Here is a 17,755-nt window from a genome sequence, read left to right as displayed (position 1 = left end):
GTGCGCAAAATGCTGGATGCTGTAAAAGACATAGGAGAGATGTCTATAAGTGCTGGAAAGAAAAGTCTCTTAGATGTTTTGATAGAAGATCCAAATCAAAATGGATCGTATAAAAACATCATAGCTATTAATTTTACAGTCGATGGTAATGATGTAAAATACAAAGATGTGACGATAGAGGAGACAGACAGCCCAAAAATATCAAGGTACTTGTACTCAAGCGCTGGTGGCAATGGCCCTGGTTATATGCCTGTCGCAAAGATTACAGAGCCTGACAAGACGTTTAACGGTAAGATTCTAAGTTGGTTTAAAATCCTTAGCAAAAAAGGATTAAACATCGATGAAGATGAAAGGCGATTTCTTGAAAATTTGAACAGTGCTATTCAAGAAAATAGAGATGAGATATTAGAGGAAATCGTGAAGTTTATCAAACAATCTTCTAAAAAGGATAAGTTTGTGCTCATGCTGAAATTCGTAGAAGGCAGTACATACAAATACATCGGCGATATGCCGCTATTTAGAAAACTCCTCGTAGATACGGACAATGAAAAATACAATAAACTTTCAGCAAATGACAAAGTATGTTCAATATGTGGTGAGAAGAAGGATTTGGTTTTTGGCAAGGTTGACACGTACGCTTTCTACACGATTGATAAAACAGGGTACATAGTCGGAGGGTTTGACGAGAAAAAATCGTGGAGAAACTTTCCTGTGTGTCCAGACTGCAGATTAAAGCTTGAAGAAGGTAAGAAGTACATAGAAAACAATTTGACATTTAAGTTTTATGGGCTCAAATATCAACTAATACCCAAATTTCTAATAGGTGAAAAATTTGTAAAAGAGGAGATATTGGACATATTCAAAGAGTCTTCAAAGCTTGTGTCCTTAAAAGAATCAACGAAAAAAAGAGTCATAACGGATGAAGACGACATAATGTATTTTTTAAAAGATGCTGATGACTCAATTTCATTAAACTATCTATTTATAGAAAAGCAAAATTCTGCTGAAAGAATACTGCTTCTTATAGAAGATGTGTTTCCTTCCCATCTAAGGGAGATTTTTAAGGCGAAAGACACAGTAGACGGCATTTTTAATGAAAACTTCACTTTCAAAAATATACGTAATTTTTTGTTTAAGTCTGACATGAAGAAGCGAGACAGCGATCTTGACGGTTACTTTTTAGATTTGACAGACAGGATTTTTAGAGGCAGGAAAATTGACATAAACTTGATACTAAAATTTATAATGAAGCGGGTAAGAGATGAATTCATTCAGGACAAATACTATCAAAGCGCTATAAAAGATGGAATGATGACAATTAAGTTTTTACAAAATTTAGGATTGATAGAAATGGAGGTTAAAGCCATGGAGGAAAGACCATTATCAGATTTCTTTAAAAAGTACGATGAAAACTTCGAAATGCCTATCAAAAGAGGACTTGTGCTATTAGGTGCTCTTACAGAGTTGCTTCTCAGAAAGCAGTACAAAGATAGAGGTGCAAAGCCTTTCATGAAAAATCTAAAAAGCCTCAAGATGGATGAAAAAGACATAAGAGGGCTTTTGCCAAAAGTGCAGAATAAGCTTGAGGAGTACGATTCATTTGATAAAGGCAAGAGGCTGCTGGCAAAGGAGGTATCAAATTATCTTCTTTTAGCGGGAGATGATTGGCATATGCCAGTAGATGAAATAAACTTCTACTTCGCCTGTGGATTAAATCTTGCAGACGAAATAGCATCAATAATTTATAGTAAAGGGGAGGAACAATGATGAGCAACGTTATAAACAACCGCTCAGAAATACTTTTTCTTTATGATGTAAGCTTTGCAAATCCAAATGGAGATCCTGTAGACGAAAACAAGCCCAGGATCGATGAGGAAACAGGCATAAACATAGTTACAGACGTAAGACTTAAAAGGACCATAAGAGATTATTTGGCAGAGTATAAAGGAAAGGATGTGTTTATCTTAGAGACGAGAGATGAAAGCGGAAAACTGCGGACAAAAGATGATAGAATAAGCGACTTCGGGTCGAATGACGATATCATCAATAAATGTATAGATGTTAGGCTCTTTGGTGCTACGACAGCAGTGAAGGACAAAACTATGACTTTAACAGGTCCTGTTCAGTTTGGATATGGAAGGTCCCTTCACAAGGTCAACATGACTTACATAAAAGGCACAACTGTAATGCCGTCACAGAGCGGCAATGTTCAAGGAACATTTACAGAGAAATATATACTTCCATATTCTCTTATCTCGTTCTATGGTATTGTAAATGAAAATGCAGCTAAAAATCAGAATATACCGCTTACAGATGACGATGTAAATTTGATGTTGGAAGCAATGTGGAATGGTACCAAAAACCTTATGTCTAATTCAAAGATGGGCCACATGCCAAGATTTTTGCTTCAGGTAGTCATGAAAGAAAAAAATTATCAGATAGGTGAGTTAAACAAAAGGATAAAATTTGTCCATGATACAGAAGACGAAGAATTGCGGGACATACAAGATGGAAAGATCGAGATAAAAGAATTAATCGAAAGCCTTAATGCAAACAAAGGCAAAATTGAAAAGTTGAGATATGCGTTAGATGAAAGGACAGTTTTTGCAGTAGATGGTGTCGCATGTGATTTTGGCGATGTGGTAAAAGACTTTACTGCAGAAAAGTTAAGCTTTTAGGATAAATCAGTAAACATCTCAGGAAAAGATGATAATGAGGTTCTTGAGAAAGGAATGTATAGAATGAAGTTATTGATTTTTGACGTATACGGTGATTTTGGGCATTTTAAGAAGTACTATACCACATCATCGCCGCTTACATTTTCATTTCCCCCGCCGCCGACTATAAAAGGATTAATAGGTGCGATAGAGGGAATAGGGAAAGAAGATTATTTAAAAGTTCTAAGCTCTGACAAATGCAAATTAGCGGTGAGAATTCTAAATCCAGTCAAAAAAATGAGAATGGGACTTAACCTTATAAATACAAAGGATAATTTTTGGATCCCACTGAAAAAGAAAAATCACGAAGCTCGAACGCAGGTAAAGATGGAGCTTTTAAAAGACCCTATGTACAGGATATATTTTCATCACACAGATGAAGATCTTTTTAATGACATAATTGAAAAACTAAAAAATCACAAAAATGTGTACACAGTTTCATTAGGGTTAAGTGAAATGATTGCGGATTATAGATTTGTTGGCGTGGAAGATGCTTTTGAGACTGGAGATGTTGAGACTGAGATATCCTCTGTTTTACCATATAAGTATATTTTAGAGGATAGGATAGTCTTTGAAGACGGCAAAAAATACTTTAAAGAAAAGATTCCTGCCGATATGGACGAAGAAAGAATTGTATTGGATTATGCGGATGTAGTATATGAAGCCAACGGCAAAAGCATAAGATCGTACGTATCAAATAGTTGGGTGATAAAAGATGAACACATCGTGTTTTTCTGAGCTTTATTCACACCCTGATAAATATTTAGAAGAACATTTATCAGGATGTGCAGATTTAACAGAGCAGTTTTTAGATGAAGTCAAGGTTAATTTGATGGATGATGAGTTTCTATCAAAGCTTGTCAAGATTGTGGCTTTATGCCATGATCTTGGTAAGTCTACAGGCTTTTTTCAAGAATACTTGACTTCACAAGATAACGATAAGAAAAAAGAGCTTAAATCAAAGAAAGAAACACATCATTCACTGATTTCGGCGGTTATAGCTTATTTCGCTGTAAAGCAGGAGATAAGCGGATTAGACATTGACAATGATACTAAAATATTGCTTCCTTTTATATCGTATATAGCAGTAAAAAAGCATCACGGAAATCTGAATGATGTAGCTACAGAAGCCTCTTTAGAAGACAGCGACATAGAGATAATGAAGTCTCAACTTCATAGCATAGACGAGACAAAATTTAAGATATTAAGCGACAATTTAAAGAAAGCTGGTTTAAATATTGATCTTAATAAGACAACTATAGCTAATAATATAGAGAATATAAAAAATGAGATGAGAAGCATAAGGTCATATCTAAGGAAGATAAAGCAAAAAGAGGATTTGACGTACTATATTCTCATAAACTATGTATTTTCACTGCTTATAGATGCAGACAAAAGTGAAGTCGTGATTGGAAAGATTTCGCCATCTTATACGGAATTGACTTCAGACGCAGTTGATAAATACAAATCACAGATTAGCTACAAAGATAGCAAAATAAATGTATTAAGGGAAAATGCGTATAGAGAAGTAAATGAAAATGAGATAAATGTAGATGAAAGAATTTTATCCATAAACCTTCCTACAGGGCTTGGCAAGACTTTGGCGTCTATTTCATTTGCTTTAAAATTGAAAAAGAAGCTTTACGATGTATACAACAAAGATTTCAGGATTATCTATTCGCTTCCCTTTTTAAGTATAATAGAGCAGAACTATCAGGAATTTGAAAAGATATTAAAAAGCAATAATATAGATATTAGCACAAATGTATTGTTGAAACACCACCATCTTTCAGAAGTAAAATATAGTGACAATGAAACAGAATTTGACACAGAAAAGTCAAAAATAATGATTGAAGGCTGGAATTCGGAAATCATAGTTACGACATTTATACAGCTTTTTCACACTCTTTTGTCTAACAGAAACAGCGCATTAAGAAAATTTCACAGAATAGCAAATTCCATAATAATACTTGATGAGATTCAGTCAATACCTTTTTATTACTGGAAGCTTGTGAAAGAAGTCTTAAAAGCAGTTGCATATAAATTGAATTCATACATAATATTTGTTACGGCAACACAGCCTATGATATTTGACGATAATGAGATTGGGCAACTTACAGACAAAAGAAAGTACTTCAGTCAAATGGATAGAGTAGTAATAAGGCCAGTTTTACAAAAAGAAATGCATCTTGATGAACTAATAGATATGTTTAATTTAAGGGATGGAAGGAGCTATCTTTTTATACTGAACACCATATCATCAGCGAGACAATTTTATCAATTATTAAAAGAAAAGTTGCCGGATGAAGAAATAGTATACATGTCTACCCACGTAATACCGCATGAAAGGCTTGAAAGGATAAACCTTTTAAAGACAAATAACATAAAATACGCTGTTACCACACAACTTGTGGAAGCTGGTGTAGACATAGACTTTGACGTTGTTGTAAGAGATTTGGCACCGCTGGATTCTATAAATCAATCAGCAGGCAGGTGTAACAGAAATTGGGAGAAAAAAGGAGAAGTATATGTAGTATCATTGATTGATGAAAAAAATAGGAAATACGCTTCGAGGATTTACAATAAAGTCATGCTAAATATTACTGAAAGGATCTTGTCAGAGTACGAAACAATATCAGAAAAAGATTTTCTAGACATAATAGATCATTATTATAGGGAAATATCACAAAATCTTTCATCAAAAGAAACACTTGACATTTTAGATGCGATTTTCAAGCTAAAGTATGACAGTGATGATGGGACGCCAAGTGTAAGCAAATTTAAACTCATTGATGATGAATACTACAAAGTAGATGTGTTTATAGAGTATAACGAAGAAGCAATAGACTTATGGCAAAGGTATACCAACCTCAAGAAAATAAAAAATCTATTTAAAAGGCGAAGTATATTTGACGAATTTAAAGCTGATTTTTATAAATACGTAATATCAATACCAGAGAAAACAGAAAACATGCCTGCAGAAGTAGAAGGCTTCAAATATGTCAATGCTGCTTCTTTAAAAGATTATTACGATAGTGAAACAGGGTTTAAAACGAGTGATGTATTAAGCATTTGGTAAGTGTCGTCGATGTACAATAGTGCAAAAATTGCTGGACATCGACGACACATTGCTATAGCGATAAGTTGAATTTCCGGCAGTTTGTGATATAATAAAGGCATAAGCTTTACATGAGATAAATTTTGCGCAAGATAAAAGTGCTGGATTTTCTACGTTCTAACGCGTTTTTAGCCTACCTATAAGGAATTGAAACTCTTATTGAGCGAGGACATAGAATAGTCGATAAAAAGGTTTTTAGCCTACCTATAAGGAATTGAAACATAACAGCAGACACAACAGAAGCAAAAGCACTTATGTTTTTAGCCTACCTATAAGGAATTGAAACCGAGCAACAACACTATCAATTATAGAATTAGCAGACGTTTTTAGCCTACCTATAAGGAATTGAAACAATTCTAACAGTGATGCAAAGGAGATCTTTGAAGGACGTTTTTAGCCTACCTATAAGGAATTGAAACTTACAACTAATAACAATATTTGAATTTGATATATAGTTTTTAGCCTACCTATAAGGAATTGAAACATTATAATTTGTTCTGTTTGATCAAGATCGCTTGAATGTTTTTAGCCTACCTATAAGGAATTGAAACATTTTTTATTTTGATTTTTATTTTTTAAAATTTTCTGGTTTTTAGCCTACCTATAAGGAATTGAAACTAAGGTGTTACAGTAGGCTGTGTATTTGTTACAGTGGTTTTTAGCCTACCTATAAGGAATTGAAACTCTACTCCAGAATTAATATATGGACTCGAAAATAATTTGTTTTTAGCCTACCTATAAGGAATTGAAACATTTTAATGTTGCTATGTCATTTCCAAAGAGTAATAGTTTTTAGCCTACCTATAAGGAATTGAAACTGATTTTTATAATAGTCCTGAATGGGAGCGGATAAGGGTTTTTAGCCTACCTATAAGGAATTGAAACGGATGATAGAATGATTGATAGACAAATTAGAGGCCTTGTTTTTAGCCTACCTATAAGGAATTGAAACAAGAACATTCTCCAATTATCCACCACCATCTTGGCGTTTTTAGCCTACCTATAAGGAATTGAAACTACTGAATAAACTTCGTTTTTGTTTCTTTTGCAAACGTTTTTAGCCTACCTATAAGGAATTGAAACGCGTTTAAAGTATTATTTAGATAAAGATATTAAAGTTTTTAGCCTACCTATAAGGAATTGAAACTTGCTTCGATGTCTACCTTGAACCCAAGATCTGGGCAGTTTTTAGCCTACCTATAAGGAATTGAAACCAGCTATAAATGCTTATCTTGAAGAATTGGAGAATGGTTTTTAGCCTACCTATAAGGAATTGAAACACCAATAAACTCGACACGAGTGCCCGCCACCTAAACGGTTTTTAGCCTACCTATAAGGAATTGAAACTAATCTCTGCAAAACCTGTCTTTAATTTTGTCTGTGTTTTTAGCCTACCTATAAGGAATTGAAACCACACACATACTATAACCCAAGTGGGCATACAAGGCGTTTTTAGCCTACCTATAAGGAATTGAAACCGTTGATATTAGTTAAAATAAAACACATCAAAAAACGTTTTTAGCCTACCTATAAGGAATTGAAACTACAATCTTTTTGTCTAAAAACAAATGACTTTCCGTGTTTTTAGCCTACCTATAAGGAATTGAAACCCCGTTGACGATGCTGGTATTTTAAAGAAATATTCTGGGTTTTTAGCCTACCTATAAGGAATTGAAACTGGAACAGACGAAGCAAATATCCTTCTTTGATGATGAGTTTTTAGCCTACCTATAAGGAATTGAAACTCTGTTCTCTCAAGCGGATGCTCACTCATTGGTATCCGTTTTTAGCCTACCTATAAGGAATTGAAACTCGCAATATGCACCTGCTATTGTAGCGCCTCTTATGTTTTTAGCCTACCTATAAGGAATTGAAACGTATTATAAAGTATAGTATGTGTCAAGTTATTTTGGTTTTTAGCCTACGTATAAGGAATTGAAACACGTTACTCAAAAGCATAGAGAGCTGGAATAACTTGTTTTTAGCCTACCTATAAGGAATTGAAACTACATCTTTCTTTCTGCTATAAATTTCAAAAACAATGGTTTTTAGCCTACCTATAAGGAATTGAAACCTATGATTTATAACTGAGTATTTTTTAACTGTTGCAGTTTTTAGCCTACCTATAAGGAATTGAAACTGTGCACATATATATTTTTGATTTATACGAGAAAGGTTTTTAGCCTACCTATAAGGAATTGAAACTCTAAGTCAGACAAAACAGGTAGGCAGCACACTCTAGTTTTTAGCCTACCTATAAGGAATTGAAACAATGAGTGCTATCTAAATTGTTGAACATCTTCTACGTTTTTAGCCTACCTATAAGGAATTGAAACCAGCTAGACGCTGGCAAAATAAAAATGCCAGAGAAAGGTTTTTAGCCTACCTATAAGGAATTGAAACCCTTTCTTATTCAAAAATTATTTCTTCTTTTTGCGGGTTTTTAGCCTACCTATAAGGAATTGAAACCTGAATCTATTGATCCAAGGCTATAATCTCTATCAGTTTTTAGCCTACCTATAAGGAATTGAAACATAGAGAGGGAGTGAGAAATTGAAAGCAGTATTAAGTTTTTAGCCTACCTATAAGGAATTGAAACTTAAATGACACGCATTTGAGATTGGAGGATTTAATTTAGTTTTTAGCCTACCTATAAGGAATTGAAACCCTTTCTTATTCAAAAATTATTTCTTCTTTTTGCGGGTTTTTAGCCTACCTATAAGGAATTGAAACCATGAACAGTAAGACCAGAAACAGTATAGACATAATGCGTTTTTAGCCTACCTATAAGGAATTGAAACTACTTATCGTTATTCGCCTCCTCCTCGCTGTTATAGTTTTTAGCCTACCTATAAGGAATTGAAACACTGTCCAAATCATTTTTTCGCCCCATTGACCTGCGAGTTTTTAGCCTACCTATAAGGAATTGAAACATATGTGGCATCGCTTGACATGTGCAATACAAGCCAGGTTTTTAGCCTACCTATAAGGAATTGAAACGCTCAAAGATGTCGCCACAGTTAGCACATCTAAAAAAGGCGTTTTTAGCCTACCTATAAGGAATTGAAACTGATATGTCTAGTTCTTCATTTAAGCAAACTCTTGCTAGTTTTTAGCCTACCTATAAGGAATTGAAACAGCGATTATTATTATTTTTTTATCTTTGCATATACTGTTTTTAGCCTACCTATAAGGAATTGAAACATGCTTTCTGAATAAGTTGCGTCCTGAATATTACTGGTTTTTAGCCTACCTATAAGGAATTGAAACTCCCACAAATGTTCTTCTTCTGCATAATAGAGCAATGCGTTTTTAGCCTACCTATAAGGAATTGAAACCAAGTCCCATGACGCTGGAACTTGTGGTTTACATGGTTTTTAGCCTACCTATAAGGAATTGAAACCGAAGTTTGATAAATAAATACAATTGTATGTATTGTGTTTTTAGCCTACCTATAAGGAATTGAAACTAAAGAGCACGTCTATATTAAGAGTGACGACTCTTTGCGTTTTTAGCCTACCTATAAGGAATTGAAACTGATTAGAATAATAGATATTTTACAAAAGATAAAAGCGTTTTTAGCCTACCTATAAGGAATTGAAACTTAGTACACTGTATGGATTATCTTTTATCATGCAGTTGTTTTTAGCCTACCTATAAGGAATTGAAACAGAGCCTTGGCTGAAAAATCGGGGATTTCTAAAAGCGCGTTTTTAGCCTACCTATAAGGAATTGAAACTCTACATCTATTCCCAGAAACTTCTCCCAGTATTCTAGTTTTTAGCCTACCTATAAGGAATTGAAACGAAACAGTCTTTCGACAAGTAAGAGCGATGCAATACAGTTTTTAGCCTACCTATAAGGAATTGAAACTCCCAGTAAGCGTCGTCTTGATAAATCGTATTCCCGGTTTTTAGCCTACCTATAAGGAATTGAAACTAGCATTCCTCACAGTATTCCTCATCGTTGACGACGGTTTTTAGCCTACCTATAAGGAATTGAAACATTAAGACTTCTAAAATATAAAAAATTTTTTGGAGGGTTTTTAGCCTACCTATAAGGAATTGAAACACCTCCCGGGAAAAATTCCCTTAATTCCCAAGTTCCGTTTTTAGCCTACCTATAAGGAATTGAAACTTAATAATGCTATATTCCTCATAGCAGTCGTCGCAAGTTTTTAGCCTACCTATAAGGAATTGAAACATGTCTTTCTCGTCGTCTATGTTATATCCTCTTTGTCGGTTTTTAGCCTACCTATAAGGAATTGAAACATCTTATTCTTTTTATCCTCCTGCGTAATAAAACGTCGTTTTTAGCCTACCTATAAGGAATTGAAACTGCATTTTTAAATGTATCAGTAAAAAAGTTTTTAAGTTTTTAGCCTACCTATAAGGAATTGAAACTTCGATATGAGTTGAAATTTGATTGGAAACAATGTAGTTTTTAGCCTACCTATAAGGAATTGAAACCTTTTTTTGACGAAATCATGTGATATAATACATAATGTTTTTAGCCTACCTATAAGGAATTGAAACAAATTAGAATTATAAATAGCTTTCAAATTGTCAAGAAAGTTTTTAGCCTACCTATAAGGAATTGAAACCACAAATAAAATTGCATAAGTAAAATCACATAAATTGTTTTTAGCCTACCTATAAGGAATTGAAACTATGATTATACCTATTGTTGATGTTATTAATTATAAGTTTTTAGCCTACCTATAAGGAATTGAAACCTCTCCTAACATCTTAATCCAGTTTAACAAGATAGTTTTTAGCCTACCTATAAGGAATTGAAACTAACAAAACACCTCACAAAATTTATTCTACATAAATTGTTTTTAGCCTACCTATAAGGAATTGAAACTACATAAAGCGTTATTAATTGTTATTGTTACTCCTGTTTTTAGCCTACCTATAAGGAATTGAAACTTAGTTCAAGGTCTCCCTCTGGTCTGTCAGGGTGATATGTTTTTAGCCTACCTATAAGGAATTGAAACTAGACAAAGTTCTCGAATATACCAAAATAGGCGTAGGTTTTTAGCCTACCTATAAGGAATTGAAACTGAAACGTGTTGCGGAAGTATTCGATATTTCAGCGAGTTTTTAGCCTACCTATAAGGAATTGAAACTCTAATTCTTCCATTGCAAGTCTTAAGTCAGAGATTTTGTTTTTAGCCTACCTATAAGGAATTGAAACCGCTATATAAATATAGTTCGAGAGCTAGAGCAATAATGTTTTTAGCCTACCTATAAGGAATTGAAACCAAAAAATAAAAAATAATAAAAAGTTTTTAGCTGTTTGTTTTTAGCCTACCTATAAGGAATTGAAACTCTTATTACCAAAAGAATCAACTATATCCAAAGTCTGGTTTTTAGCCTACCTATAAGGAATTGAAACGCAGCTCTCTTGTCTAGCCATTCGCCATAGCTTGTCTGTTTTTAGCCTACCTATAAGGAATTGAAACAATTCATTTATTGCAATCCACTCTACTTCATTAAAGAGTTTTTAGCCTACCTATAAGGAATTGAAACTAATACAAACGTAAAAATGATTCGCAAGGCCCCGAGGTTTTTAGCCTACCTATAAGGAATTGAAACTTAGACAGCTTGGATATGGAGAAATACTCATCAAGGTAGTTTTTAGCCTACCTATAAGGAATTGAAACTGCCAATTGTCGTTTTGTCATATACATTTACAAGACGTTTTTAGCCTACCTATAAGGAATTGAAACTCTATAATCGTGTATAGTTGTATTTGAATAGATGTAGTTTTTAGCCTACCTATAAGGAATTGAAACCACACGCATTTAATTCGATTATGTCGATGTCTATTTGTTTTTAGCCTACCTATAAGGAATTGAAACAGCGAGTATTGAATATTTATATATGTTTCTTTGCCTTGTTTTTAGCCTACCTATAAGGAATTGAAACAGCACAGATAATAAAGAGCAAATACAGCTTGCCTTCGTTTTTAGCCTACCTATAAGGAATTGAAACCTTTCTGACCTTTTGCTAACCTTCTTGTCATATTTACAGTTTTTAGCCTACCTATAAGGAATTGAAACTAGTAATACTTCTTTGTCTTATGATGGTACAGGTAGTTTTTAGCCTACCTATAAGGAATTGAAACAGACTTGAAAGGGTGATATAATGAAAAAAAATAAGAGTTTTTAGCCTACCTATAAGGAATTGAAACGGAAGTTTATATTTTTCAATATCTTCATCTTTAACGTTTTTAGCCTACCTATAAGGAATTGAAACTACTCAAATCACATTTTTGCATTCTTTAGGAACATTAAGGTTTTTAGCCTACCTATAAGGAATTGAAACCGGGGGAACAGTCCCGGCGGATGGAGCACACAGTCAGTTTTTAGCCTACCTATAAGGAATTGAAACAAAATATTGTGATAAATGCCAGCAGGAATACGAAGCGTTTTTAGCCTACCTATAAGGAATTGAAACCGAATTGTATTGCGTTGTCCTCCTGCTATGTAAATTGTTTTTAGCCTACCTATAAGGAATTGAAACCCTCAAGAAAAAATAAGATTGTTTGGCGTTAAATTTGTTTTTAGCCTACCTATAAGGAATTGAAACGCCAGTACAGGCATAGTCCAAAGCTTTATAGCAGATAGGTTTTTAGCCTACCTATAAGGAATTGAAACACACAATTTGATATAATTTCACAATCAACAATCGCAAGTTTTTAGCCTACCTATAAGGAATTGAAACGAAATAGTCTTTAGACAAGTAGGAACGATGTAAGATAGTTTTTAGCCTACCTATAAGGAATTGAAACCCATAAAAAAATAGGCCCCGAAGGGCCATGATTATTGTTTTTAGCCTACCTATAAGGAATTGAAACTTATAACAAATACAAAAGACAAATATGGGCTAAAATAGGTTTTTAGCCTACCTATAAGGAATTGAAACACAATATAACGCTCCTTTCTCAAGCCTAATTCATCGAGTTTTTAGCCTACCTATAAGGAATTGAAACTTCGCTTGTGCTGTAGCCTGCGCCAATTTTGTCTGTGTTTTTAGCCTACCTATAAGGAATTGAAACCGAAGAGTTTGTTGAAGAAGTTTATAATTTAGTAGGGTTTTTAGCCTACCTATAAGGAATTGAAACCTTCTAAATGGTGAAATGGACGATCTGTATAATGCGTTTTTAGCCTACCTATAAGGAATTGAAACAATCTTGCGCTACAAGAATTACATCATACCCAAACTGTTTTTAGCCTACCTATAAGGAATTGAAACCTTCAATATCCAAGATTGGAGGCAATTTTGTATTTAGTTTTTAGCCTACCTATAAGGAATTGAAACAAAGGTATAAAATAATTTATAAGCTTTAAATACTGATTGTTTTTAGCCTACCTATAAGGAATTGAAACAATAAAAGATGATATATTTTTTATTATACGTACGATGTTTTTAGCCTACCTATAAGGAATTGAAACTCAAAAGAGCCATCAAGTTCACTCGTTACAATCTTAGTTTTTAGCCTACCTATAAGGAATTGAAACATTGTTGCAGGTTTCATTTCTTTTGCTCTAAAGTATGTTTTTAGCCTACCTATAAGGAATTGAAACCCCTACAATGAAGGATTTGAAGACAAGGAATATAATTGTTTTTAGCCTACCTATAAGGAATTGAAACACTGTAACCATTACTAATTTACCTGTTGCTGCTACAAGGTTTTTAGCCTACCTATAAGGAATTGAAACCGAAGAGTTTGTTGAAGAAGTTTATAATTTAGTAGGGTTTTTAGCCTACCTATAAGGAATTGAAACCTTCTAAATGGTGAAATGGACGATCTGTATAATGCGTTTTTAGCCTACCTATAAGGAATTGAAACAATCTTGCGCTACAAGAATTACATCATACCCAAACTGTTTTTAGCCTACCTATAAGGAATTGAAACAAAGGTATAAAATAATTTATAAGCTTTAAATACTGATTGTTTTTAGCCTACCTATAAGGAATTGAAACTAAGATTCCTTAGTCAAATCAATCCCATAATACTCCTGTTTTTAGCCTACCTATAAGGAATTGAAACGTAGTAGTAGCAAAAGCAAAAGCAGGAACAAGAGCGTTTTTAGCCTACCTATAAGGAATTGAAACATCGTATAGTATCATACATAAAAAAACCCCCTAGAAGTTTTTAGCCTACCTATAAGGAATTGAAACAGTTGTATTTGAGAAGAAGGCTGCGGAAGTATAACGTTTTTAGCCTACCTATAAGGAATTGAAACAAGTTAAGGGGTTGCATAGGGATACTGGTAGGAAGGTTTTTAGCCTACCTATAAGGAATTGAAACTCAAAAGAGCCATCAAGTTCACTCGTTACAATCTTAGTTTTTAGCCTACCTATAAGGAATTGAAACCAAGTCAAACAGGAATAGCAACAAGGACGCTTGAAAGTTTTTAGCCTACCTATAAGGAATTGAAACCCCAGCTGATGGGTGGCAGATTACCTGAGGGGTGCACAGTTTTTAGCCTACCTATAAGGAATTGAAACACCTGGCGTACACATGGTGGAGAAAAGCACAGAAGAAGTTTTTAGCCTACCTATAAGGAATTGAAACATAGCACCATCAATGACTTTGTCCAATTCTGGCGTAGTTTTTAGCCTACCTATAAGGAATTGAAACCAGATAGTCCTTATGCTCACGCACATACCATAACCGTTTTTAGCCTACCTATAAGGAATTGAAACATAGCACCATCAATGACTTTGTCCAATTCTGGCGTAGTTTTTAGCCTACCTATAAGGAATTGAAACATAGGTTCTATGTGATGTACTGTATCATAAGGCGTTAGTTTTTAGCCTACCTATAAGGAATTGAAACCTTGCAGGACCTTCTTCGGCTGGAGAATGGAAACCTAGTTTTTAGCCTACCTATAAGGAATTGAAACATAACATTAGCAAAGGTAAGAAAAAGAGATTATGACAGTTTTTAGCCTACCTATAAGGAATTGAAACTCTTCTTGGTAAAAGTGATATTCGCAATCCAGAGAAGTTTTTAGCCTACCTATAAGGAATTGAAACAGGCTTTTCAGGTATTTTTTTATGTCACTCACAATGTTTTTAGCCTACCTATAAGGAATTGAAACAATGTAAGGCCACCACCTGTCGGTATTTTGACCCTGTGTTTTTAGCCTACCTATAAGGAATTGAAACTGATAATATCATTGTTTTTTGTTCTCTTTTTCTCTTTGTTTTTAGCCTACCTATAAGGAATTGAAACTTTTTGATTATTTCTTGAGCCTTGTCAAAGAGCTCTGTTTTTAGCCTACCTATAAGGAATTGAAACACACAGAGATTGAAGAAACTGAACAAGAACTAGTTCGTTTTTAGCCTACCTATAAGGAATTGAAACAATCATCAGTTAAAGCAGAGTTTCTTTTTTGTATATCGTTTTTAGCCTACCTATAAGGAATTGAAACTTCGCAAGAGCAAACATTCGCTTTGCTTGTTTTTGCGGTTTTTAGCCTACCTATAAGGAATTGAAACATGGCAAAAGATATTTCACAACAAATGATATTTTAAAAGTTTTTAGCCTACCTATAAGGAATTGAAACGGGTGCATTGGTTTCCCGTCATGCTGTGTAAATAGTTTTTAGCCTACCTATAAGGAATTGAAACATGTCTTTGATTATTCTTACTATTTGCTTTATACTTGTTTTTAGCCTACCTATAAGGAATTGAAACTCTTCTTGGCAAAAGCGATATTCGCAATCCAGAGAAAGTTTTTAGCCTACCTATAAGGAATTGAAACTTGCCTCTTTTTTGGATACTTCCCGGCATAAAAATAGTTTTTAGCCTACCTATAAGGAATTGAAACATCTTTCAAAAATGGTAACCGAAATATATAATAAAAGTTTTTAGCCTACCTATAAGGAATTGAAACATGTATTTTTTGAAGTCTTGCATATTCCCTTGAAATTGTTTTTAGCCTACCTATAAGGAATTGAAACCCAGGATTTGCAAATTTGCGAGCAATGATAAAAAGCAGTTTTTAGCCTACCTATAAGGAATTGAAACAAAACGTGTCGAATATAATATATATAGAAAAACAAAGTTTTTAGCCTACCTATAAGGAATTGAAACAAAACAATACACATTAAAATTGTTACGATTAAATACAGTTTTTAGCCTACCTATAAGGAATTGAAACAAACAATCAAGCCTTCTTCAGTTTGCCAGCGTCTTTGTTTTTAGCCTACCTATAAGGAATTGAAACTAAAAAATATTTGAAGGATTAAAAATCCTTCTTTTAGTTTTTAGCCTACCTATAAGGAATTGAAACCTGCGGTAATGGGTTTAATACATCAAGTACAAACTGGGTTTTTAGCCTACCTATAAGGAATTGAAACAACAATATTTCTTGACTGTTATCGAGAATTTTTGGTATGTTTTTAGCCTACCTATAAGGAATTGAAACATAGGTGGTGATATAGGCGCAATTGTTTTTTATAAGGTTTTTAGCCTACCTATAAGGAATTGAAACCCTCATTATGAATGGGTTATCGTCACTAAAACCAACGTTTTTAGCCTACCTATAAGGAATTGAAACTAAGTTCTGACTATATAATATTGAGTACCATTGTATGTTTTTAGCCTACCTATAAGGAATTGAAACCGACTATTAAACATTAATTGTGCCTCATCTATAACCAGTTTTTAGCCTACCTATAAGGAATTGAAACACAGAAACAGAAGTAGACCATTGTTTACCATTACCATGTTTTTAGCCTACCTATAAGGAATTGAAACCTGGTTGGAGTTCTTCAGCTTACTATAAACGTTATATTGTTTTTAGCCTACCTATAAGGAATTGAAACAAAAATATCCAAAGTGAACAATAAAAGTATGCACAGGGTTTTTAGCCTACCTATAAGGAATTGAAACCTTGCTGGGTCTTAGAACACTGTAAAATCTGCGTCAGGTTTTTAGCCTACCTATAAGGAATTGAAACATACTAACTGCCTGTGCTTGTGTCTGTACATTTGTGTGTTTTTAGCCTACCTATAAGGAATTGAAACCGACTATTAAACATTAATTGTGCCTCATCTATAACCAGTTTTTAGCCTACCTATAAGGAATTGAAACACAGAAACAGAAGTAGACCATTGTTTACCATTACCATGTTTTTAGCCTACCTATAAGGAATTGAAACCGACTATTAAACATTAATTGTGCCTCATCTATAACCAGTTTTTAGCCTACCTATAAGGAATTGAAACACAGAAACAGAAGTAGACCATTGTTTACCATTACCATGTTTTTAGCCTACCTATAAGGAATTGAAACCTGGTTGGAGTTCTTCAGCTTACTATAAACGTTATATTGTTTTTAGCCTACCTATAAGGAATTGAAACAAAAATATCCAAAGTGAACAATAAAAGTATGCACAGGGTTTTTAGCCTACCTATAAGGAATTGAAACCTTGCTGGGTCTTGGAACACTGTAAAATCTGCGTCAGGTTTTTAGCCTACCTATAAGGAATTGAAACATACTAACTGCCTGTGCTTGTGTCTGTACATTTGTGTGTTTTTAGCCTACCTATAAGGAATTGAAACGGAATAGCATTATATATGCTGGTTGCAGATGGCGAAGGTTTTTAGCCTACCTATAAGGAATTGAAACTTATGTCAATAAATTATTTACAAAAATTTTTTTAAAGTTTTTAGCCTACCTATAAGGAATTGAAACGGCGTTCCCTGAATTCACCCGCTTTTTAACTGCAAATGTTTTTAGCCTACCTATAAGGAATTGAAACTCTTGCAAAGCACATTAAGGATGCAGGGCAAGAACCGTTTTTAGCCTACCTATAAGGAATTGAAACCCTATAACAACACTTTGCAATACAGCTTCTAAACTGCGTTTTTAGCCTACCTATAAGGAATTGAAAC

4 protein-coding genes and 1 CRISPR repeat array (1 of these 5 cut by a window edge) are annotated in these 17,755 nt (G+C 33.9%); all 4 genes read left to right on the top strand.

Annotated features, from left to right (window positions below; genetic code table 11):
• Positions 1-9: 9 nt before the first annotated feature.
• The 4 genes from ACZ42G_RS13230 to cas3 all read left to right on the top strand — a co-directional run bounded on the left by ACZ42G_RS13230 (position 10) and on the right by cas3 (position 5,796).
• On the top strand, positions 10-1,767 hold the full coding sequence (locus ACZ42G_RS13230; RefSeq protein ID WP_464850799.1) for a TIGR02556 family CRISPR-associated protein: 1,758 nt from the start codon (positions 10-12) through the stop codon (positions 1,765-1,767).
• Positions 1,767-2,678, top strand: a complete 912-nt coding sequence (gene cas7b, locus ACZ42G_RS13225) for a type I-B CRISPR-associated protein Cas7/Csh2 (RefSeq protein WP_464850797.1) — start codon at positions 1,767-1,769, stop codon at positions 2,676-2,678. The genes ACZ42G_RS13230 and cas7b overlap by 1 nt, the downstream gene beginning before the upstream one ends.
• 63 nt (positions 2,679-2,741) lie before the next feature.
• A complete protein-coding gene (cas5b, locus tag ACZ42G_RS13220; protein WP_464850796.1) occupies positions 2,742-3,455 on the top strand; it encodes a type I-B CRISPR-associated protein Cas5b in 714 nt (237 codons plus the stop codon).
• On the top strand, positions 3,433-5,796 hold the full coding sequence (gene cas3 / locus ACZ42G_RS13215; protein WP_464850794.1) for a CRISPR-associated helicase Cas3': 2,364 nt from the start codon (positions 3,433-3,435) through the stop codon (positions 5,794-5,796). Before cas5b ends, cas3 begins: the two co-directional genes overlap by 23 nt.
• Positions 5,797-5,959: 163 nt before the next feature.
• A CRISPR array of direct repeats spans positions 5,960-17,755; the repeat unit is 30 nt; unit sequence GTTTTTAGCCTACCTATAAGGAATTGAAAC; it runs 3,194 nt beyond the window's last position.

This window comes from Thermoanaerobacterium calidifontis, from assembly GCF_055381745.1.
The sequence above is the reverse complement of the archived record's forward strand: the minus strand, read 5'-3'. Positions and strand labels throughout refer to the sequence as shown.